The organism is Duganella sp. Dugasp78 (assembly GCF_059491455.1).
On sequence record NZ_CP168506.1, the window covers coordinates 884,322 to 902,554 of the forward strand.

Annotated in this window: 20 protein-coding genes; 13 read left to right on the plus strand and 7 right to left on the minus strand. The window is 64.6% G+C overall.

The genetic code is table 11. The features are described from left to right. Positions 1-62 precede the first annotated feature (62 nt). From ubiA to vapC, 4 genes are all read left to right on the plus strand, one after another. A complete protein-coding gene (ubiA, locus tag ACEN9O_RS03885) occupies positions 63-917 on the plus strand; it encodes a 4-hydroxybenzoate octaprenyltransferase (protein WP_495616334.1) in 855 nt (284 codons plus the stop codon). 84 nt (positions 918-1,001) lie between these two features. Further along, on the plus strand, positions 1,002-1,349 hold the full coding sequence (locus ACEN9O_RS03890) for an ElaB/YgaM/YqjD family protein (RefSeq protein WP_495616335.1): 348 nt from the start codon (positions 1,002-1,004) through the stop codon (positions 1,347-1,349). A gap of 45 nt (positions 1,350-1,394) precedes the next feature. Then, a complete protein-coding gene (locus tag ACEN9O_RS03895; protein ID WP_495616336.1) occupies positions 1,395-1,598 on the plus strand; it encodes a type II toxin-antitoxin system VapB family antitoxin in 204 nt (67 codons plus the stop codon). Beyond that, positions 1,585-1,977, plus strand: coding sequence for a type II toxin-antitoxin system VapC family toxin (vapC, locus tag ACEN9O_RS03900; RefSeq protein WP_495616337.1), 393 nt, complete (start codon positions 1,585-1,587; stop codon positions 1,975-1,977). The genes ACEN9O_RS03895 and vapC overlap by 14 nt, the downstream gene beginning before the upstream one ends. A 75-nt stretch (positions 1,978-2,052) precedes the next feature. On the opposite strand, the gene ACEN9O_RS03905 is transcribed toward vapC, so the two are convergent. After that, positions 2,053-2,352, minus strand: a complete 300-nt coding sequence (locus ACEN9O_RS03905) for a high-potential iron-sulfur protein (RefSeq protein ID WP_495616338.1) — start codon at positions 2,350-2,352, stop codon at positions 2,053-2,055. Between the two features lie 155 nt (positions 2,353-2,507). Between ACEN9O_RS03905 and ACEN9O_RS03910 the strand changes: the two genes are divergently transcribed. Together ACEN9O_RS03910 and ACEN9O_RS03915 are read left to right on the plus strand one after the other, a co-directional pair. Beyond that, on the plus strand, positions 2,508-3,755 hold the full coding sequence (locus tag ACEN9O_RS03910) for a parallel beta-helix domain-containing protein (RefSeq protein WP_495616339.1): 1,248 nt from the start codon (positions 2,508-2,510) through the stop codon (positions 3,753-3,755). After that, positions 3,752-4,885, plus strand: coding sequence for an SO2930 family diheme c-type cytochrome (locus tag ACEN9O_RS03915; protein ID WP_495616340.1), 1,134 nt, complete (start codon positions 3,752-3,754; stop codon positions 4,883-4,885). The genes ACEN9O_RS03910 and ACEN9O_RS03915 overlap by 4 nt, the downstream gene beginning before the upstream one ends. Before the next feature lie 85 nt (positions 4,886-4,970). Here the strand turns inward: ACEN9O_RS03915 and ACEN9O_RS03920 are convergent, their stop codons facing one another. Genes ACEN9O_RS03920 through ACEN9O_RS03930 form a run of 3 tightly spaced genes read right to left on the minus strand, consistent with a single transcriptional unit; the run spans position 4,971 to position 7,481 of the window. Next, on the minus strand, positions 4,971-5,936 hold the full coding sequence (locus ACEN9O_RS03920; RefSeq protein ID WP_495616341.1) for a CE1 family esterase: 966 nt from the start codon (positions 5,934-5,936) through the stop codon (positions 4,971-4,973). A gap of 13 nt (positions 5,937-5,949) precedes the next feature. Next, positions 5,950-6,774, minus strand: a complete 825-nt coding sequence (proC, locus tag ACEN9O_RS03925) for a pyrroline-5-carboxylate reductase (RefSeq protein ID WP_495616342.1) — start codon at positions 6,772-6,774, stop codon at positions 5,950-5,952. A gap of 2 nt (positions 6,775-6,776) precedes the next feature. Then, entirely contained in the window at positions 6,777-7,481 is a 705-nt protein-coding gene (locus tag ACEN9O_RS03930; RefSeq protein WP_495616343.1) for a YggS family pyridoxal phosphate-dependent enzyme, read from the minus strand. Between the two features lie 48 nt (positions 7,482-7,529). Between ACEN9O_RS03930 and ACEN9O_RS03935 the strand changes: the two genes are divergently transcribed. From ACEN9O_RS03935 to ACEN9O_RS03950, 4 genes are all read left to right on the plus strand, one after another. Further along, positions 7,530-8,573 carry a type IV pilus twitching motility protein PilT gene (locus tag ACEN9O_RS03935; RefSeq protein ID WP_116992371.1) on the plus strand — a complete coding sequence of 348 codons (1,044 nt, stop codon included), beginning with the start codon at positions 7,530-7,532 and terminating at the stop codon, positions 8,571-8,573. A gap of 110 nt (positions 8,574-8,683) precedes the next feature. Beyond that, positions 8,684-9,820: a PilT/PilU family type 4a pilus ATPase gene (locus ACEN9O_RS03940; protein WP_495616344.1), complete on the plus strand. Its 1,137-nt coding sequence runs from the start codon at positions 8,684-8,686 to the stop codon at positions 9,818-9,820. 4 nt (positions 9,821-9,824) lie between these two features. Then, positions 9,825-10,310: a glutathione peroxidase gene (locus tag ACEN9O_RS03945; protein ID WP_495616345.1), complete on the plus strand. Its 486-nt coding sequence runs from the start codon at positions 9,825-9,827 to the stop codon at positions 10,308-10,310. Positions 10,311-10,482: 172 nt separating this feature from the next. After that, positions 10,483-12,984 carry a putative bifunctional diguanylate cyclase/phosphodiesterase gene (locus ACEN9O_RS03950; protein WP_495616346.1) on the plus strand — a complete coding sequence of 834 codons (2,502 nt, stop codon included), beginning with the start codon at positions 10,483-10,485 and terminating at the stop codon, positions 12,982-12,984. A gap of 66 nt (positions 12,985-13,050) precedes the next feature. Here the strand turns inward: ACEN9O_RS03950 and glcF are convergent, their stop codons facing one another. From glcF to ACEN9O_RS03965, 3 genes are read right to left on the minus strand one after another with little or no spacing between them, the layout of a single operon-like run. Next, positions 13,051-14,268: a glycolate oxidase subunit GlcF gene (gene glcF / locus ACEN9O_RS03955; protein ID WP_495616347.1), complete on the minus strand. Its 1,218-nt coding sequence runs from the start codon at positions 14,266-14,268 to the stop codon at positions 13,051-13,053. A 16-nt stretch (positions 14,269-14,284) separates the two neighbouring features. Further along, positions 14,285-15,358, minus strand: coding sequence for a glycolate oxidase subunit GlcE (gene glcE, locus ACEN9O_RS03960; RefSeq protein ID WP_495616348.1), 1,074 nt, complete (start codon positions 15,356-15,358; stop codon positions 14,285-14,287). Positions 15,359-15,368: 10 nt separating this feature from the next. Then, the gene (locus ACEN9O_RS03965; protein ID WP_495616349.1) at positions 15,369-16,850 is read right to left on the minus strand and encodes an FAD-linked oxidase C-terminal domain-containing protein; all 1,482 of its coding nucleotides are present in this window, start codon (positions 16,848-16,850) and stop codon (positions 15,369-15,371) included. A 186-nt stretch (positions 16,851-17,036) separates the two neighbouring features. On the opposite strand from ACEN9O_RS03965, the gene ACEN9O_RS03970 reads away from it, so the two are divergent. From ACEN9O_RS03970 to ACEN9O_RS03980, 3 genes are all read left to right on the plus strand, one after another. Continuing rightward, positions 17,037-17,600: a hypothetical protein gene (locus ACEN9O_RS03970; RefSeq protein WP_495616350.1), complete on the plus strand. Its 564-nt coding sequence runs from the start codon at positions 17,037-17,039 to the stop codon at positions 17,598-17,600. Continuing rightward, on the plus strand, positions 17,600-17,845 hold the full coding sequence (locus ACEN9O_RS03975; RefSeq protein WP_495616351.1) for a helix-turn-helix domain-containing protein: 246 nt from the start codon (positions 17,600-17,602) through the stop codon (positions 17,843-17,845). Before ACEN9O_RS03970 ends, ACEN9O_RS03975 begins: the two co-directional genes overlap by 1 nt. A 233-nt stretch (positions 17,846-18,078) precedes the next feature. Next, positions 18,079-18,207 carry a hypothetical protein gene (locus ACEN9O_RS03980; RefSeq protein ID WP_353399589.1) on the plus strand — a complete coding sequence of 43 codons (129 nt, stop codon included), beginning with the start codon at positions 18,079-18,081 and terminating at the stop codon, positions 18,205-18,207. Positions 18,208-18,233: the final 26 nt, after the last annotated feature.

The following is an 18,233-nucleotide window of genomic DNA, read 5'->3' on the forward strand; positions in this document are numbered from 1 at the left end:
ACTGCGCCGGCAGCGCCAGGATTTGCGATAATCCTGATCTTTCCCTTCAAGCGGCACTTTCCATGAACAAGCTGGAGCTCTACTTTCGCCTGGTCAGGCTGGACAAACCCATCGGCACGCTGCTGCTGCTGTGGCCGACGCTGTGCGCGCTGTGGCTGGCGTCCAACGGCAAGCCCAGCCTGACGCTGGTGCTCATCTTCTCGCTCGGCACGCTGCTGATGCGCTCGGCCGGCTGCGCGATGAACGACTACGCCGACCAGGATATCGACAAGTTCGTCAAGCGCACGGCGCAGCGCCCCATCACCAGCGGCCGCATCAGCGGCAAGGAAGCGCTGGCCATCGCCGGCACGCTGGCGGTGCTGTCGTTCTGCCTGATTCTGCCGCTGAACGCGCTGACCAAACAACTGTCGGTGGCGGCCGTCATCATCGCCGGCACCTACCCCTACTTCAAGCGCTTCTTCGCGATCCCGCAAGCCTACCTGGGCATCGCCTTCGGCTTCGGCATCCCGATGGCGTTTGCCGCGGTCCAGAACACGGTGCCGATGGCGGCCTGGGTGCTATTGCTCGGCAACGTGTTCTGGGCCGTGGCCTACGACACCGAGTACGCCATGGTCGACCGTGACGACGACCTGAAGATCGGCATCAAGACCTCGGCCATCACCTTCGGCCGCCACGACGTGGCGGCGGTGATGCTGTGCTACGCCGTGCACCTGGGCCTGCTGCTGGCCTGCGGCTGGCAGCTGGGCATGGGCAAGTGGTTCGCCGGCGGCGTGGTGGTGGCGGCCGGCATCGCCTGCTATCACTACACGCTGATCCGTGGCCGCGAGCGCGATCCCTGCTTCTACGCCTTCCGCCACAACAACTGGCTGGGCGCGGCCGTGTTCGCGGGCGTGGCGCTGGACTACGCGCTGCGGTGACACGATTGAGGCAGCGCAAGGCGACCACGCCTGCGCTACCTACAATGGCTATCCCCTGCCACTCCGATATTCGACGAGGTCATCATGGATCAGACACAAGCAAACGGAAAAGGAATCGCCGACAACCAGGCCGCCAGCGCCAGCGCGCGCGACAAGCTGATGGACGAATTGAAGCATGCCATCGGCGAGGCCGAGGAATGGCTGAAGGATGCCGCCAACGACCCGGCGCCCGGCTCCGAAACCCGCGCCCGCTTCGACGACACGCTGCGCACCGCCAGGACCGACCTGCGCAAGCTGGAAGACAGCCTCCTCGCCCGCGGCCGCGGCGCGGCCGAATCGGCCAACGTCTACGTGCGCGACAATCCGTGGAAATCGGTGGGGCTGGGCGCGGCGATCGGCGTGGTGGTCGGCCTGCTGATCGCACGTAAATAGCCGGCAAATCGCGCTAGAATTTGCAGATATTTGCGAGGAGCGATCATGCAAACGAACTTCGTCATCGACGACAAGTTGATGCGGCTGGCGTTGCAAGTTCCAGGTGTGAAAAGCGAAAAGCAAGCGATAGAGCTTGGCTTGCGCACATTGATACGTCTTCATCATCAGGAACAGCTTCGCCAACAACGCGGCAAACTGAACTGGGAAGGCGATCTCGACTCAATGAGACTTGATCATGATCCTGGTTGATTCCAGCGTATGGATCGATTATTTCCGCTCTGGCCAACAGACCCCGCAAACTCAGATACTAGATCGTCTTTTGCAAAGCGATCCACTTCTCATCGGCGACCTGATCCTGACTGAGGTATTACAAGGTTTTCGCGACGAACGTGATTTCAAAACCGCTCAACAGCTTCTGTCAGCGCTGCGGATGGCCCGTCTCGGCGGAAAAAAAATAGCGATTCAGGCCGCGCGAAATTATCGCAAACTGCGAGTCCAAGGAATAACGCCTCGCAAAACAATAGACACTATCATTGCGACCTGGTGTATCGAGAACGAGGTTCATCTTTTGCATAACGATCGGGATTTCGTCCCGTTCTCTGAACATTTAGGTTTGCTAACGCTTTGATGCCCTCCGTATTGAGCTGCCGGCTCTTCATCGGGCAGCCCATGGTGACCGACCTTGAAAGCGTCGAGGCCCACGTCAGCCAAACGAAGTGCACCAGCCGGCGGCCGCCACCAGCTTGCCGGGGAAGATGGCGCAGCCGCCCATGTTGTTCGGGCCGTCCTCGTAGATCTGGCACTTGCTGCAGCGGTCGCCGGCCTTGAAGTCGGGGAATTTGTGCCCGTCGACCTTGGCGGCGTCAACCACATAGTGGAACTCCTTGGCCTGCGGCTCGTCTTCCTTCAGCGGCACGCGGTCCTCGGCCCAGGCCATGCGGCCCAGCGTGGCAGCGGCCAGCCCGACGCAAGTGTTCAGAATAAATACCCGGCGATTCGTCATCTTTTTTCCTTTCCGTCGCTGTCGCGCCACATGGTACGAACCCCACCATGATACGCGCTTACAGCCGAAAACATGCTGCTATACTCAATGTTGCCAAGCACTCTACATCTGACAAATTCTAACCAATAGAATGAGGGGACGACATGTACAAGGCCATGCGCACACTAGCTCTTTGCGGCACCATCGGCGCCCTGCTGGGCGCCTGCGGCAAGTCCGAGGCGCCCAGCAGGGCCGCGCAGGCCAGCGCCGACGCGGCGTTCCAGAAAAAGCTGCAGGAGCAGCTGCTCGACGCCAAGCCCGGCAGCGTGGTCGAGATCCCGGCCGGCACCTATCATCTCACTAGCGGCCTCACTCTGCGCGGCAACGGCGTCACCATACGTGGCGCCGGCATGGACCAGACCATCCTCTCGTTCAAGGGCCAGGTCACCGGGCCGGAAGGCATGCTGGTCTATGCCAGCAACTTCACCATCGAAGGCCTGACCATCGAGGACTCCAAGGGCGACGGCCTGAAGATCAACGATGGCGACAACATCACCATCCGCAAGGTCAAGGTGCAGTGGACCGGCGGCTCCAAGGTCAGCAACGGCGCCTACGGCATCTACCCCGTCAAGACCCGCAACGTGCTGATCGAGGACAGCGTGGCGATCGCCGCCTCCGACGCCGGCATCTACGTCGGCCAGTCCAACGGCGTCGTGGTGCGCCGCTGCCGCGCCGAGCAGAACGTGGCCGGCATCGAGATCGAGAACACCATCAACGCCGACGTCTACGACAACGTCGCCACCAACAACACCGGCGGCATCCTGGTGTTCAACATGCCCAACCTGTCGCAGCCCGGCCATAGCACGCGCGTGTACAAGAACAAGGTCGAGAAGAACAACCTCGGCAACTTCGCCGCGCGCGGCACGGCGGTGGCCAGCGTGCCGGCCGGTTCCGGCATCGTCATCAACTCCAATTCAAAGGTGGAGATCTTCGACAACGACGTCACCGACAACCAGACCGCCAACGTCATCATCTCCAGCTACCACTCCACCGGCTACTACACCGAGAAGGGCGTGGCCGCCGGCTACGATCCGTATCCCAAGGCGATCTACGTGTACGACAACCGCTTCAAGGGCGGCGGCGATTCGCCCGACGGCCTTGATCTGAAGGCGCTGAAGATCGCCATGTACGGCATCGGCGGCCACCTGCCCGACGTGCTGTGGGACGGCTACGTCGACACCAAGCTGCTGGTCAAGGGCGTGATGCCGGCCGAGCAGCGCATCTGCATCCAGGAAGGCGTGGAAGTACTGAATGCCGACGGCCCCAATAAATACAAGAACCCCAGCAAGGACACCGCGCCGTTCCGCTGCGCGCTGGCCAAGCTGCCGCCGGTGACGATCACCCAACTCGCCGCGCAGTCATGATGGTGAGATTCGCAGCAATCAGCTGCGCACTGATGCTCGCGGCGTGCACGCAGAACCAGGCCCCGGTGAGCTTTATCGCCGAAGGCAATCCGGCCAAGTTGAGCGACTGGCACCTGATGGCCGTCTCCGGCGGACGCCTGAACCTGAACACTGGCGTGGTGTCCTATGACCTCAACACGCAGCTGTTCACCGACTACGCGCAGAAGCTGCGCACCGTCTGGATGCCGAAGGGCCAGAGCGCCGTCTACAACGCCGACACCACCTTCGAGTTCCCGGTCGGGACCATCATCAGCAAGACCTTCTACTATCCGAAGGCGGACGGCCCCGCCAAGGCGGTGCTGGCCACCTACGACACCAGCAAGACCGGCGGCGACAAGCTCGATCTGGCCAATGTGCGGCTAATCGAAACCCGCCTGCTGGTGCGCCGCGCCGACGGCTGGATCGCCCTGCCCTACGTGTGGAACGCCGAGCAGACCGAAGCCGTGCTGTCGCGCACCGGCGACCAGATACCGCTGGAAGTGGTGCATGAGGACCAGACCCGCAAGCCGCTGACCTACGTGGTGCCGAACGTGAACCAATGCGCATCCTGCCACGTGGCCGACGTGAAGTCGCGCCAGTTCCAGCCCATCGGCCCGAAGGCGCGGCATATGAACCGCAGCTACAGCTACGACGGCGTGACCGTCAACCAGCTCGATTACCTGGCGCGCATCGGCTACCTGAGTGGTGTACCGGCCAATGCAGCGAGCACCGCGCCGCACAACGCCAACTGGCGCGACCAAGGCCAGACGCTGGACGCGCGCGCCCGCGCCTATCTCGATATCAACTGCGCCCACTGCCACAGCGACAAGGGCGCGGCCAACACCACCGCGCTGCATCTGAACATGGGCGCGCCGGCCGACCTGCATCTGGGCTTGTGCAAGCCGCCGGTGGCGGCGGGCGCGGGCACCGGCGGCCATGGCTACGGCATCGCGCCAGGCAAGCCGGATGAATCGATCATGGTCTACCGGCTCAGCTCCGACCAGACCGGCATCATGATGCCGGAACTGGGACGCGGCTCGGTGCACAAGGAAGGCGTGGACCTCATACGCGCATGGATCGTCGCGATGAAGCAAGGCTGCGGCGGCGGCTGAGTCGTTCCCGCGCACGCGGGAACCCATGCCGAACGTGCCGGGAGACGGCGTATGGATTCCCGCCTGCGCGGGAATGACGTTGGCGTCAGGGCGCTACGCGCTTGTCCTTGAAGAAGGCCCAGGTTTCGTCGGCGTATTCCAGGTCGCCGTTTTGCTTGCCCAGCACCGCCAACACCAGCCAAGACAGGCTGTGTGCAATGCTGGGTTGCACGTGACCGGCGTTTTCCATTTTCAGGAATTCGACCTGCGTCTGTTTCGGATCGCTGCCCCAGACATAACGCACCACCGACGTCTTGTCGGCCGCGTCGCGATGCGGCACGTTGGTGACGACCGGCGTGGGCGGCAACTGCGCCAGCTCGCGCCAGTACTTCACCGATTCCTCGGCGCTCAGGCCAGAGCCACGCCCCGTCAACAGGAAGTGCCCCACTTCGCCCCCAGCGTAGGGCGCGATCTTGTCTTCGGTTCCATGCGCCACCAGTATCGGCAAGGCGCGCTTGGGCGCCGGACACAAATTCTTAACCGGCATCAGCATGCTCGACACGGCCACCGCCGCCAACCGGGGCCCCAACTCGATCGCAGCGCGATACACCATGCCGCCGCCATTGGAGGCACCGGACAGATACACCCGGGACGGATCCGCATTGTGCTGCGCGACCGCCTGGTCGATCAGCGCGGCGATGAAGCCGACATCGTCGGTCTTGGGATTGGTAGGCGCATCGCCGCGGCAGTCATTCCAGCCTTGCTTGTCGTCGCTGCCTTTGGCGCCGTCCGGCGCGATGACCAGCAAGCCCTCGCGGTCGGCCACGGTCAGCCAGGCGGCAGCCGGATCGTCGATCCGCCCTCTGCCGAAAGTCAGGTTGGCGGTAGCCGCGTGGCCATGAAGAAGAATCACCAGCGGCAGCTTGCCCGCCACCGGCGACGCCGGCTGCGCCAGCAGATAATGCCGCGCCCCTTCCGGCCGCTGTACCGTTTCAGAGACGATGGTCGCGGCGCCGGCCTGTAAGGCGGTGCAGGCTGCAATCAAGGGGAAAAACCGTGTTACCGTCATCATGCAGCCTTTCGTCTTAGTTGGAAGAACCCAGTTCGTCGCCCATTTCCTTGCCGCGCAGCTGGGCCGCTTTCATCGCCTTGATGATCGCCGCCTTCACGCCGCTGTCCTCCATGCTGGTCAGCGCCGCGTAGGTGGTGCCGCCCTTCGACGTCACGCGCTCGCGCAGCAGCGACACTGGCTCGTCCGACTGCACCGCCAGTTGCGCGGCGCCGGCAAAGGTGGCCAGCGCCAGCTGCTTGCCCTGCTCCGCGCTCAGCCCCATGTCCACCGCGCCCTGCTGCATCGCCTCGATGAAGTAGAACACGTACGCCGGGCCGCTGCCCGATACCGCCGTCACCGCATCGATCTGCGACTCGTCGTCCAGCCACACCGTCGGGCCGACCGCGCGCAGGATATCGTCCGCCGCCTGCTTCTGCGCCGCCGTCACGCCGGCCGTCGCCGCCATGCCGGTGATGCCCATGCCGATCAGCGCCGGCGTGTTCGGCATGCAGCGCACGATGGCGCCGTAGCCGCCCAGCCAGCGCGACAGGTCGGCGATGCGGATGCCGGCCGCGATCGAAACGATCACCGGCTGCCTGGCCTGGTCGATCAGCGGCAGCAGCTGGGCCGCCACCTCGCGCATGCTTTGCGGCTTGACCGCCAGCACAATCACGTCCGCCGCGGAGACGGCGGCATCTGCGCCGCTGGCTGTGGTCACGCCGAACTGCTGGTGCAGGCGGGCCAACGCTTCCGCGTTCGGATCTGCCACGTGGATGTTGGCGCCGGCGGTGAGCTTGTTGGCCAGTCCCGCGATCAGGGCGGAGGCCATATTGCCGCCGCCGATAAATGCTATTTTCATCGTCAAACCTTGTTGTAGTTTCGTGAACCAAAAATGGCGCTGCCGACGCGCACGATGGTCGCGCCTTCGACGATCGCGGCGCGCATGTCGGCCGACATGCCCATCGACAGCGTGTCGAGCGCCAGGCCTTCGGCGCGCAACTGCTCGTACAGCACGCGCAGCTGGGCGAAGGCCGCCCGCTGCTGCGCAAAGTCTTCGGCCGGCTCCGGGATCGCCATCAGGCCGCGCAACGTCAGGTTCGGCAGCGCGGCGACCTTGTGGGCCAGCGCCGCCAGTTCCGCCGGGGCCACGCCGCTCTTGCTGGCTTCCCCGCTGATATTCACCTGCAAACAGATTTGCAGCGGCGCCATGCCGGCCGGCCGCTGCTCGGACAGCCGCTGCGCGATCTTCTCGCGCTCGACCGTGTGCACCCAATCGAAGTGCTCGGCGATGGGGCGGGTCTTGTTGCTCTGGATCGGGCCGATGAAGTGCCACTCCAGCGCGGGCGCGCCGGCCGCCTTCAGCGCCTGGATCTTGTCCAGCGCCTCCTGCAGGTAATTCTCGCCGAAGGCGCGCTGGCCGGCCTGCACCGCCTCCAGCACCGCGTCCGGCCCGAAGGTCTTGGACACGGCCAGCAACTGCACCGACTGCGGCGCACGGCCAACATCTTGGGCTGCGGCAACAATTGTCGAGGTGATTGCTTGCAAGTTCTGGGGGATCAGGGACATAATCATTGAGTAAAAATCGTTAATAAACGCCAGGCACAGGGATTATAAATGGACATCTCCGAACTTCTCGCATTCTCCGTCAAGAACAAGGCCTCGGACTTGCACCTGTCTGCCGGCCTGCCGCCGATGATACGGGTGCACGGCGACGTGCGCCGCATCAACCTGCCGCCGCTGGAGCACAAGGACGTGCACGGCATGATCTATGACATCATGAACGACGGCCAGCGCAAGGCCTACGAAGAGATGCTCGAATGCGACTTCTCGTTCGCGATCCCGGGCCTGGCGCGCTTCCGCGTCAACGCCTACAACCAGGAGCGGGGCGCGTCGGCGGTGCTGCGGACGATTCCGTCCAAGATCCTCAGCCTGGAAGACCTGAACGCGCCCAAGATCTTCGCCGAGTTCGCGCTCAAGCCGCGCGGCCTGGTGCTGGTGACCGGGCCGACCGGCTCCGGCAAGTCGACCACCCTGGCGGCGATGGTCAACCACCTCAACGAAAACGAATACGGCCACATCCTGACGATCGAGGACCCGATCGAGTTCGTGCACGAATCGAAGAAATGCCTGATCAACCAGCGCGAAGTGGGGCCGCACACGCTGTCGTTCAACAACGCGCTGCGCTCGGCGCTGCGGGAAGACCCGGACTGCATCCTGGTCGGCGAGCTGCGCGACCTGGAGACCATCCGCCTGGCCTTGTCGGCGGCGGAGACGGGCCACCTGGTGTTCGGCACCCTGCACACCTCGTCGGCCGCCAAGACCATCGACCGTATCGTCGACGTCTTCCCGGCCGATGAAAAGGAGATGGTGCGGGCGATGCTGTCCGAATCGCTGCAGGCGGTGATCTCGCAGACGCTGTTGAAGACCAAGGACGGCAACGGCCGGGTGGCGGCGCACGAAATCATGGTGGCAACGCCGGCGATCCGCAACCTGATCCGCGAAGCCAAGATCGCGCAGATGTACTCGGCGATCCAGACCGGCAGCAACGTCGGCATGCAGACGCTGGACCAGAACCTGACGGACCTGGTGCGGCGCAACGTCATCAGCGCCGCCGCCGCCCGCAACGCCGCCAAGACGCCGGACAACTTCCCCGGTTAAAACGCCGCGCCGTCATTCCCGCGAAAGCGGGAATCCATGCTGAGCGTGTCAGGACGCGTTCTATGGATTCCCGCCTGCGCGGGAATGACGTTTAGAGAAAAGGACACATCATGGAACGCGACCAGGCATCCAAATTCATGTTCGACCTGCTGCGGCTGATGACCAGCAAGAAGGGCTCGGATCTGTTCATCACGGCCGGCTTCCCGCCCGCCATCAAGATCGACGGCAAGATGACGCCGGTGTCGTCGCAGGTGCTCACCTCCGCCCACACCATGGACCTGGCGCGCTCCATCATGAACGACAAGCAGACCGCCTCGTTCGAGCTGACCAAGGAAGCCAACTTCGCCATCAGTCCCGGCGACCTGGGCCGCTTCCGGGTGTCGGCGTTTGTGCAGATGAGCTCGGTCGGCATGGTGCTGCGGACCATCACCAGCGAAATCCCCAAGCTGGAAGACCTCGGCCTGCCCGAGGTGCTCAAGGACGTGGTCATGTCCAAGCGCGGCCTGGTCATCATGGTCGGCGCCACCGGCTCCGGCAAGTCGACCACCCTGGCCGCCATGGTCGGCTACCGCAACGAGAACAGCTACGGCCACATCATCACCATCGAGGACCCGGTCGAATACGTCCACCCGCACAAGAACTGCATCATGACCCAGCGCGAAGTGGGCGTCGACACCGACGACTGGGCGGTGGCGCTGAAGAACACGCTGCGCCAGGCGCCGGACGTGATCCAGATCGGCGAGATCCGCGACCGCGAAACCATGGACCACGCGATCGCCTTCGCCGAGACCGGCCACCTGTGTCTGGCCACCCTGCACGCCAACAGCGCCAACCAGGCGCTCGACCGCATCATCAACTTCTTCCCCGAGGAACGCCGCCAGCAGCTGCTGATGGACCTGTCGCTGAACCTGAAGGGCATGATCTCGCAGCGCCTGATCCCGCGCAAGGAATCCAAGGGCCGCGCGGTGGCGATCGAAATCATGCTCAACTCGCCGCTGATCTCGGACCTGATCTTCAAGGGCGAAGTCCACGAGATCAAGGAGCTGATGAAGAAATCCCGCGAGCTCGGCATGCAGACCTTCGACCAGTCGCTGTTCGATCTGCACGAAGCGGATATCATTACCTACGAAGACGCGTTGCGCAACGCCGACTCCGTCAACGACCTGCGGCTGGCCATCAAGCTTGAAGGCAAAGCCGCCAAGAACCGGGATCTCTCGGCCGGAACCGAACATTTAGGACTCGTCTAACACAATGACCACCATTTACGACATCACCGCCGACAACCTGTCCGGCGCCCCCGTCAACCTGGGCCAGTACAAAGGCCAGGTTCTGCTGATCGTCAACACCGCCAGCAAATGCGGCTTCACACCGCAGTACAAGGGACTGGAGGCCGTGTACGAGCAGTTCAAGGACCGGGGCGCGGTGGTGCTGGGCTTCCCCTGCAACCAGTTCGGCGCGCAGGAGCCGGGCCAGGCCGAGGAAATCGGCGCCTTCTGCGAAAAAAACTACGGCGTCACCTTCCCCCTGTTCGCCAAGATCGACGTCAACGGCGACCACGCCCACCCGCTGTTTACTAAACTGAAGAAGGACGCCCCCGGCATCCTCGGCACCAAGGCCATCAAATGGAACTTCACCAAGTTCCTGATCCGCAAGGATGGCACCGTCTACAAGCGCTACGCCCCCGCCACCAAACCCGAAGAGCTGGCGGACGACATTACTAAACTGCTGGCCGAATAAGCGCGCGTAACCGGTGGTTTATAAAAAATTGTAAAAAGGGTGAAAACGTTTTCCAAAAACCGTGCGCTAGGTTAACCTTTCGGTAATAATGGCCGCTGGTCATTTCCAAGAATCGAATCAGTCGCCTATGTCGTTGTTTGGAAAAATACTATCGCACTGGATGCGGATGGGGATGTACTCCCGCCTGTTCGTCCCCATCTTCCTCATCATCGCCATCGTGGTGGGCGTGCGATATACCCTGTTGTTTCAGTCCGAAACCGCCTACGCCAACGCCCGCTACCAGAAGGACGCGGGCGAACTGGGCGTCTACCTGCACAAGGCCCTGCTGCCCTCGCTAACCACGCCGGACCGCGCCGCCCTCGACAACATCCTGTCCGGCGCCCTGCTGCTGGAGGCCGACCTGGTCTCGGCGCGGCTGGACTATGCCGGCGGCCACCTTGAGGCGCTGCGCAGCACGCCGCCGCCGGACTATCCCGGCTGGTTCCCCAAGCTGCAAGGCCTGCAACCGATCAACCGCACCATCTACATCGGCAGCGCCAGCCTGGTGCTGGGCTTCGAACCCACGCTGCCGCTGGCGCAGGTGTGGCGCACGCTGCACCAGCAGGCGACAATCTCGCTGATCAACATCTCCATCATCTACACGCTGCTGGGCATCATCATCTTCGCCAACAAGCGCATGCTCAGGCGCGTGGCCGACGCCACCACCTGCTTCCAGAACGGCGACCTGGGCGTGCGCCTGCCGGTCGGCGGCACGCTGGAGGCGCGCATGCTGGCGCTCACCTTCAACAACATGGCGCAGCGCGTGCAGGCGCTGGTGCACAAGCTGCAGCAAAGCCAGGGCAAGCTGAGCGAACAACTGGCGCAGACGCTGGAGGCGCAGGCGCTGCTGCAAGTGGAGAAGGAGCGCATCGAAGTCACGCTGGCCTCCATCGGCGACGCCGTCATCACCACCGATTTAAGCGGCAAGATCGCCACCATCAACGATGTCGCCCAGCAGCTCACCGGCTGGCAGGAAGCGCACGCGCGCGGCATGGAGCTGCACCAGGTGTTCGTGCTGGCGAATAATTTCGGCCAGCACTCGCTGCTCAAGACGATGGCGGCGATCTACGCCGGCGGCGAGGTGATCAAGGTCGGCAACCAGAGCCTGCGCAACCGCACCGGCCAGATCGTCACCGTCGAATACACCGCCAACGCGATCCGTTCCGCGCGCAACGAGGTGCAGGGCTCGGTGCTGGTGTTCCGCGACGTGACCGAGCGCCGCCAGCTGATGCAGCAGATCTCCTGGCAAAGCCATCACGACATCCTCACCGGCCTGCCCAACCGCACGGCGCTGGCCGCCCGCTTCGAGCAGGAAGTCCTGCGCGCGCGCGAAGAGGATTACCTGCTGGCCGTCTGCCTGTTCGACCTCGATCACTTCCAGCACGTGAACCAGACGCTGGGCCAGGACATCGGCGACGAGATCCTCAAGCAGGCCGCCAGCCGCCTGCACGACTTCGCCGGCCAGCGCCATTACGTGGCGCGCCTGGGCGGCGACGAATTCGTGCTGCTGCTGCCGGAGATGGACAGCCGCGCCGCCGTCGAGCAGGCGCTGGACCGCCTGATGGCGGCGCTGTCGCGCGATTACGTGTGCGAGGGCGAGGCGGTGAGCATGTCGGCCAGCGCCGGCGTGGCGGTCTACACCGGCAACGAGAGCAGCGCCGACAGCCTGCTGCGCCACGCCGACCAGGCGCTGTACCAGGCCAAGATCACGGGCCGCAACCGCTATCACTTCTTCGACGCCGACCTGGACGAGCAGGTGCGCACCCACCACAACCGCCGCACCGAGGTGCGCGCCGCCCTGCGCGACGGCGAACTGCGGCTCTACTACCAACCAAAGCTGGACATGCGCAAGGCCCGCATCGTCGGCATGGAAGCGCTGCTGCGCTGGGAGCATCCGCTGCGCGGCGTGGTCGGACCGGCGGACTTCCTGCCCATCGTCGAGCACAGCGACATCATCGTCGACATCGGCGAATGGGTGCTGCGCGAAGCCCTGCGCCAGCTGCAGGACTGGCGCGCCTTCGATGCGCGCTGGGTCATCAGCGTCAACATCGCCGCCCGCCATTTCCAGCGCATCGACTTTGTCGAGCGCCTGACCGCCATCCTGGCCGAGTTCCCGGACGTGCCGCCGCATATGCTGGAGCTGGAGATACTGGAGTCGTCCGCGCTGAGCGACATCGCCCACGTGCGCAGCATCATGCTCGATTGCCAGGCGCTGGGCATCAGCTTCGCGCTGGACGATTTCGGCACCGGCTATTCGTCGATGTCCTACCTGAAGCGACTGCCGGCGGACATGCTGAAGATCGACCAGAGCTTCGTGCGCAATATGCTGGTGGACCGCGATGACCTGCACCTGGTGAGCGCCGTCATCGGCCTGGCCAGGTCCTTCGGCCTGGGTGTAATCGCCGAGGGCGTGGAGACCATGGAGCATGGCGCCATGCTGATGCGCCTGGGCTGCGATCTGGTGCAGGGCTACGGCATCGCCCGGCCGATGCCGGCGGACGAGGTGCTGGCCTGGGTCGCCAGCTTCGACACGGCGGCCGTGTGGCAGGCCGCCGCGCAGCTGCCGCCCATCCTCAGCCTGCACGGCGAGCCGGCCGGCGGCAGCACGCAGATGCCCTTATTTATTCAAGGCTAGCCCAACCTTGTCATGCTGAGCTTCTGGGCCACCTGTGTATGGATTCCCGCCTGCGCGGGAATGACGCTAGAGAGCGCGGTCGATCAGTTCTATCCAGTGCCTGACCGGCGTGTCCGTGCCCGATTGCAGGTGCGCGGTGCAGCCGACGTTGGCCGAGACGATGGTGGTGGCGCCGGTGTCGGCCAGGCTGGCCAGCTTGAGGTCGCGCAGTTGCAGCGACAATTCCGGCTGCAGCAGCGAGTAGGTACCCGCCGAGCCGCAGCACAGATGGCTGTCCGCGCACAGCACGACGTCGACGCCGACCGCGCGCAGCACGCCCTCCACCTTGCCACGGATCTGCTGGCCGTGCTGCAGCGTGCATGGCGGATGGTAGGCCACGCGCTCCCTGACGCTGGCGCGCCGCTTCAACTCTTCCTCGAACTCCGGCATCACTTCGCTCAGGTCGCGCGTCAGCGCGGAGATGCGCTGTGCCTTGGCGGCGTAGGCGCTGTCGTGCGCCAGCAGGTGGCCGTATTCCTTGACGGTGACGCCACAGCCGGAAGCGGTCATCACGATCGCCTCCACCGCGCCGTCCTGCAAGTGCGGCCACCAGGCGTCGACGTTGCGGCGCATGTCGTCCAGCGCCGCCTCCTGGTCGTTCAGGTGATGGCGCAGCGCGCCGCAGCAGCCGGCCTTGGGCGCGACGATCAGCTGCACGCCCAGCGCATCGAGCACGCGCGCGGTGGCGGCGTTGATGTTGGGCGCCATCGCCGGCTGCGCGCAGCCTTCCAGCACCAGCATCTTGCGCGCATGCGCGCGCGTCGGCCACGCGCCGGCGTTTTGCAGCGCCGGGATCTTGTCCTGCATGGCGGGCGACAGCAGCGGCCGGAACAGCTGCCCCGCGCGCAATGCCGCAGTGAAGACGGCCTTGCGCGGCAAGGCTTCCTTCAGCACCAGCCGCTTCATGCGCTCGATGAAGGGCCGCTCGACGCGCTGCTCCACCACCTTGCGGCCGATGTCGATCAGGCGGCCGTACTTGACGCCGGACGGACAGGTGGTCTCGCAGTTGCGGCAAGTCAGGCAGCGGTCCAGGTGGGTCTGCGTCTTGGCCGTCACCGGCGCGCCTTCCAGCACCTGCTTGATCAGGTAGATGCGGCCGCGCGGGCCATCCAGCTCGTCGCCCAGCAGCTGATAGGTCGGACAGGTGGCGGTGCAGAAGCCGCAGTGGACGCAGGCGCGCAGGATGGCGTCGGCCTCTTCGCCTTCGCGGGTGTTCTTGATGAAGTCAGCCAGATTGGTTTGCATGGGGTTCGCTAGTCCACTAATACATGCGGCCGGAATTGAAGATCCCCGCCGGATCGAAGGACTGTTTCAGCCGCTCGTGAATCTTCGCCACAGCCGGGGCCAGGGGATGGAATACGCCGATGCTCTTGTCCGCGCCCCGGAACAGCGTTGCGTGGCCACCCGCCGCCGCAACGGTGCGGCGGATGCCGGCCGCCTGCTCCGCATCGGTGGACTCCACCTTGAGCCAGCGCTGCGCGCCGCCCCACTCGATCAGCTGTTCGCCGCGCAGGATGATGGCGCTGGCCGCCGGCGGCACCGACAAACGCCACAAGCTGCCGCCGTCGAAATAGCCGTGAGTCTGGTCGCGCAGCGAGGTCCAGAACGCCGCGTCATCCTGCAGCGGCGCGCCGCCCAGCTTGCGCTGCGCAGCTTCCACCGCAGCCTCGGCGCCGGACAGGCGCAGCGACAACACGCCCTGGTGCCAGCAGCTGGCCGATATCGGCAGCGGCTGGCCGGCCCACTCGTTCAGATGGCGTAACGCGTCGATCTCGCTCATCTCGAAGCGCAGGCTGGCCTCGCGCAGCGGCAGCGGCAGCACCTTGAGCGACACCTCCAGTATCAACCCCAGCGTGCCCAGCGAACCAGCCAGCAGGCGCGAGACGTCGTAGCCCGCCACGTTCTTCATCACCTGGCCGCCGAAGCGCAGCGCCTCGCCCCGGCCGTCCATCAGCACCGCGCCAAGCACGAAATCGCGCACCGCGCCGGCGCTGGCGCGGCGCGGGCCGGACAAGGCGCTGGCCACCACGCCGCCGATGGTCGATGCGGCGCCGCAGCGCGGCGGCTCGAAGGCCAGCATCTGCTGGTGCTGCGCCAGCAGCGTTTCGATCTCCGCCAGCGGCGTGCCGCAGCGCGCGGTGATCACCAATTCGGTCGGCTCGTAGGAGACGATGCCGGAGTAAGCGCGCGTGTCGAGCACCTCGCCCTGCAGCGCCTGGCCGTACCAGTCTTTGGTGCCGCCGCCGCGCAAGCGCAGCGGCGTGCCGGCCTCCGTGGCGACGCGTATGCGTTCGCTGAACTGCGTGGCGATGTGGGAATACGATGCGGTCGTCATGTCGCTCCGTTTAAAAGCGCGGCAGATGGGAGAACGGCAGCATGCCGCCGCTGACGCGCATCTTGCCGAATTCGGCGCAGCGGTTCAGGGTGGGAATGGCCTTGTCCGGATTGAGCAGGCCCGCCGTGTCGAAGGCGCGCTTGACCGAGAAGAAGGCCTCCAGCTCGGCCGGCGCGAACTGCGCGCACATCGAGTTGATCTTCTCGATGCCGACGCCATGCTCGCCGGTGATGGTGCCGCCCACCTCCACGCACAGCGCCAGGATCTCGGCGCCGAAGGCCTCGGCGCGCTCGAATTCGTCGGGGATGTTGGCGTTGAACAGGATCAGCGGATGCAGGTTGCCGTCGCCGGCATGGAACACATTGGCGCAGCGCAGACCATACCTGGTTTCCATCTGCGCTATCCCTTCCAGCACCTGGCCCAGGCGCTTGCGCGGGATGGTGCCGTCCATGCAGTAGTAGTCGGGCGAGATGCGGCCCGCCGCCGGGAAGGCGTTCTTGCGGCCGGACCAGAACTTCAGCCGCTCCGCCTCCGACTGCGATACCGCGATGGCGCTGGCGCCGGCCGTGTTCAGCACCGCCGACATGCGGGCGATTTCCTCTTCCACTTCCTCGACGGTGCCATCGGCCTCGCACAGCAGGATGGCGGCGGCCTCGGTGTCGTACCCGGCCTTGACGAAGGGCTCGACCATGCGCGACGAGGTCTGGTCCATCATCTCCAGCCCGGCCGGGATGATGCCGGCCGCGATCAGCGCCGCCACCGCGTGGCAGCCCGCCGTCACCTCGTCGAACGAGGCCATGATCACGCGCGCCGTGGCCGGCTTGGGCACCAGCTTGACCGTCACCTCGGTGACGATGCCCAGCATGCCCTCGGAGCCGATGAACACCGACAGCAGGTCCAACCCAGGCGCGTCGAGCGCCTCGCTGCCCAGTTCCACCACGTCGCCGTCGATGGTCACCATGCGCACGCGCAGCACGTTGTGCACGGTCAGACCGTATTTGAGGCAGTGCACGCCGCCAGAGTTCTCGGCCACGTTGCCGCCGATGGTGCAGGCGATCTGCGACGACGGATCGGGCGCGTAGTACAGGCCATGCTGCGCCGCCGCCTCCGAGATCGCCAGGTTGCGCACGCCCGGCTGCACCACGGCGGTCCGCGAATAGGCATCCATGCGCACGATGCGGTTCAGGCGCGCGGTCGACAGCACCACGCCGTCGGCGATCGGCATGGCGCCGCCGGACAGGCCGGTGCCGGCGCCGCGTGGCACGACGGGCACCTTCAGCTCGCGGCACACCCGCAACACGGCGACGATCTGCGCCTCGCTGTCGGGCAGCACGACGATCATCGGCAGCTGGCGGTAGGCGGCCAGGCCGTCGCATTCATAGGGCCGGGTATCCTCGGGGTCGGACAGCACGCAGCGCGCCGGCAGCGCCGCGCGCAGGGCATCGGCAACCTGGAGCCGGACGGTGGCGGAAGCGGCGGAGGCAGTATTCATGGGCGGCTGTTTTGGGCGGCGTATGGTCGAGAGTCGATTGTAAGCACAAAACCCGGCGCCGCCTAATCCAGGCTGTTGTGCACAGCACCACAGGGACTGCGGCGACGGCTCTTACGCTAAAATGTCGTTGATACAAGAATTTTTTGTGGCTGTACAATCATTTTCTACCTTATAAAAATAAAACCTATGCTGTTCTCCACTCCCGGTCACCACCACATCCGCTACCTGTGCATCGTGCTGCAGATCGTGCTGCAGGTCTTCCTGGCGGTCCAGGTATCGTTCTTCATTCTCGCCTGGATGGTGCCGATGCCGTTCTCGCTGCTGTGGTGGGTGATGCAGGTGCTGCCCGACGGCATGGGCCTGGACGACATGCGGCAGCTGTCTTCGCTGTATCGGCTGCTGGGCGCGTTCATCGGCCTGCTGCCGCTGAGCTTTCTGGTATTCGGCGTGATCCGGCTGCGGCAGACGCTGCGCGAGTTGCAGCGCGGCGCCATCTTCGCCGCCCGCACCATCGGCTACATGCGGGCGTTTGCCGGCGCCGTGTTCGCCTCGGTCACACTGTCGAGCCTGGAACCGGCGCTGCGCGCCCTCGTCTTCAACCTGGTTTCCAATACCCGCGCCTTCCGCATCGCCTTCGACGTCACCTCCAACGAGGTGCTGTTGCTGCTGGTGTGCGGATTGTTCTACCTGATCGCGGCCATCATGCATGAAGGCCGCCGCCTGGGCGAGGAAAACGAAGGCTTCATCTGATGACTATCATCGTCAACCTGGATGTCATGCTGGCCAAGCGCAAGATCAAGTCGAAGGAGCTGGCGGCCTTCGTCGGTATCACCGAACAGAACCTGTCGCTGCTCAAGTCCGGCAAGGTGCGCGGCATCCGCTTCACCACGCTCAACAAGATCTGCGAGCGGCTGGCCTGCCAGCCGTCCGACATCCTCGAATGGCGCCCGGACGAAGGCGCCCCCGCCGACGACGCCGGCGGCGACGACTTCTAAACCTGCCCTGCCACTGCCCACACGCTGCCGATGCGCTCCCCGCGCAGGCGGCGGCGCGCCCGCCTGCCGTCGATATAACAAAAAAACAACGTTTAAAAATATCGCAAAACAATAATAAATTACTGATTGACACAAAAATATGATCGATTTATTATTTATTCCAGCTGAACCGGGAACTATGCTGCAGTGTCGATCTCACAGCTACCTTGATAACCACACACATGGAGTTTCAAATGGAAAATATCGAAATCACCCAAGTAGAATTCGTCGTCGAAGAACTGGAAGCCCGCTTCGAAATGGAAGCCGTGCCTAGCGTTCCAGCACCGGACTGGACCTACACCTGCTCGGTGTCCGACAAGTAATACAGAGCGGGAAATGGGAGCTGCAC

Excerpts from the sequence above, each read along its gene's own strand:
- ubiA (WP_495616334.1), top strand. The coding sequence starts at position 63 with ATGAACAAGCTGGAGCTCTACTTTCGCCTGGTCAGGCTGGACAAACCC.
- ACEN9O_RS03890 (WP_495616335.1), top strand. The coding sequence starts at position 1,002 with ATGGATCAGACACAAGCAAACGGAAAAGGAATCGCCGACAACCAGGCC.
- ACEN9O_RS03895 (WP_495616336.1), top strand. The coding sequence starts at position 1,395 with ATGCAAACGAACTTCGTCATCGACGACAAGTTGATGCGGCTGGCGTTG.
- vapC (WP_495616337.1), top strand. The coding sequence starts at position 1,585 with ATGATCCTGGTTGATTCCAGCGTATGGATCGATTATTTCCGCTCTGGC.
- ACEN9O_RS03905 (WP_495616338.1), bottom strand. The coding sequence starts at position 2,352 with ATGACGAATCGCCGGGTATTTATTCTGAACACTTGCGTCGGGCTGGCC.
- ACEN9O_RS03910 (WP_495616339.1), top strand. The coding sequence starts at position 2,508 with ATGCGCACACTAGCTCTTTGCGGCACCATCGGCGCCCTGCTGGGCGCC.
- ACEN9O_RS03915 (WP_495616340.1), top strand. The coding sequence starts at position 3,752 with ATGATGGTGAGATTCGCAGCAATCAGCTGCGCACTGATGCTCGCGGCG.
- ACEN9O_RS03920 (WP_495616341.1), bottom strand. The coding sequence starts at position 5,936 with ATGATGACGGTAACACGGTTTTTCCCCTTGATTGCAGCCTGCACCGCC.
- proC (WP_495616342.1), bottom strand. The coding sequence starts at position 6,774 with ATGAAAATAGCATTTATCGGCGGCGGCAATATGGCCTCCGCCCTGATC.
- ACEN9O_RS03930 (WP_495616343.1), bottom strand. The coding sequence starts at position 7,481 with ATGTCCCTGATCCCCCAGAACTTGCAAGCAATCACCTCGACAATTGTT.
- ACEN9O_RS03935 (WP_116992371.1), top strand. The coding sequence starts at position 7,530 with ATGGACATCTCCGAACTTCTCGCATTCTCCGTCAAGAACAAGGCCTCG.
- ACEN9O_RS03940 (WP_495616344.1), top strand. The coding sequence starts at position 8,684 with ATGGAACGCGACCAGGCATCCAAATTCATGTTCGACCTGCTGCGGCTG.
- ACEN9O_RS03945 (WP_495616345.1), top strand. The coding sequence starts at position 9,825 with ATGACCACCATTTACGACATCACCGCCGACAACCTGTCCGGCGCCCCC.
- ACEN9O_RS03950 (WP_495616346.1), top strand. The coding sequence starts at position 10,483 with ATGTACTCCCGCCTGTTCGTCCCCATCTTCCTCATCATCGCCATCGTG.
- glcF (WP_495616347.1), bottom strand. The coding sequence starts at position 14,268 with ATGCAAACCAATCTGGCTGACTTCATCAAGAACACCCGCGAAGGCGAA.
- glcE (WP_495616348.1), bottom strand. The coding sequence starts at position 15,358 with ATGACGACCGCATCGTATTCCCACATCGCCACGCAGTTCAGCGAACGC.
- ACEN9O_RS03965 (WP_495616349.1), bottom strand. The coding sequence starts at position 16,850 with ATGAATACTGCCTCCGCCGCTTCCGCCACCGTCCGGCTCCAGGTTGCC.
- ACEN9O_RS03970 (WP_495616350.1), top strand. The coding sequence starts at position 17,037 with ATGCTGTTCTCCACTCCCGGTCACCACCACATCCGCTACCTGTGCATC.
- ACEN9O_RS03975 (WP_495616351.1), top strand. The coding sequence starts at position 17,600 with ATGACTATCATCGTCAACCTGGATGTCATGCTGGCCAAGCGCAAGATC.
- ACEN9O_RS03980 (WP_353399589.1), top strand. The coding sequence starts at position 18,079 with ATGGAAAATATCGAAATCACCCAAGTAGAATTCGTCGTCGAAGAACTG.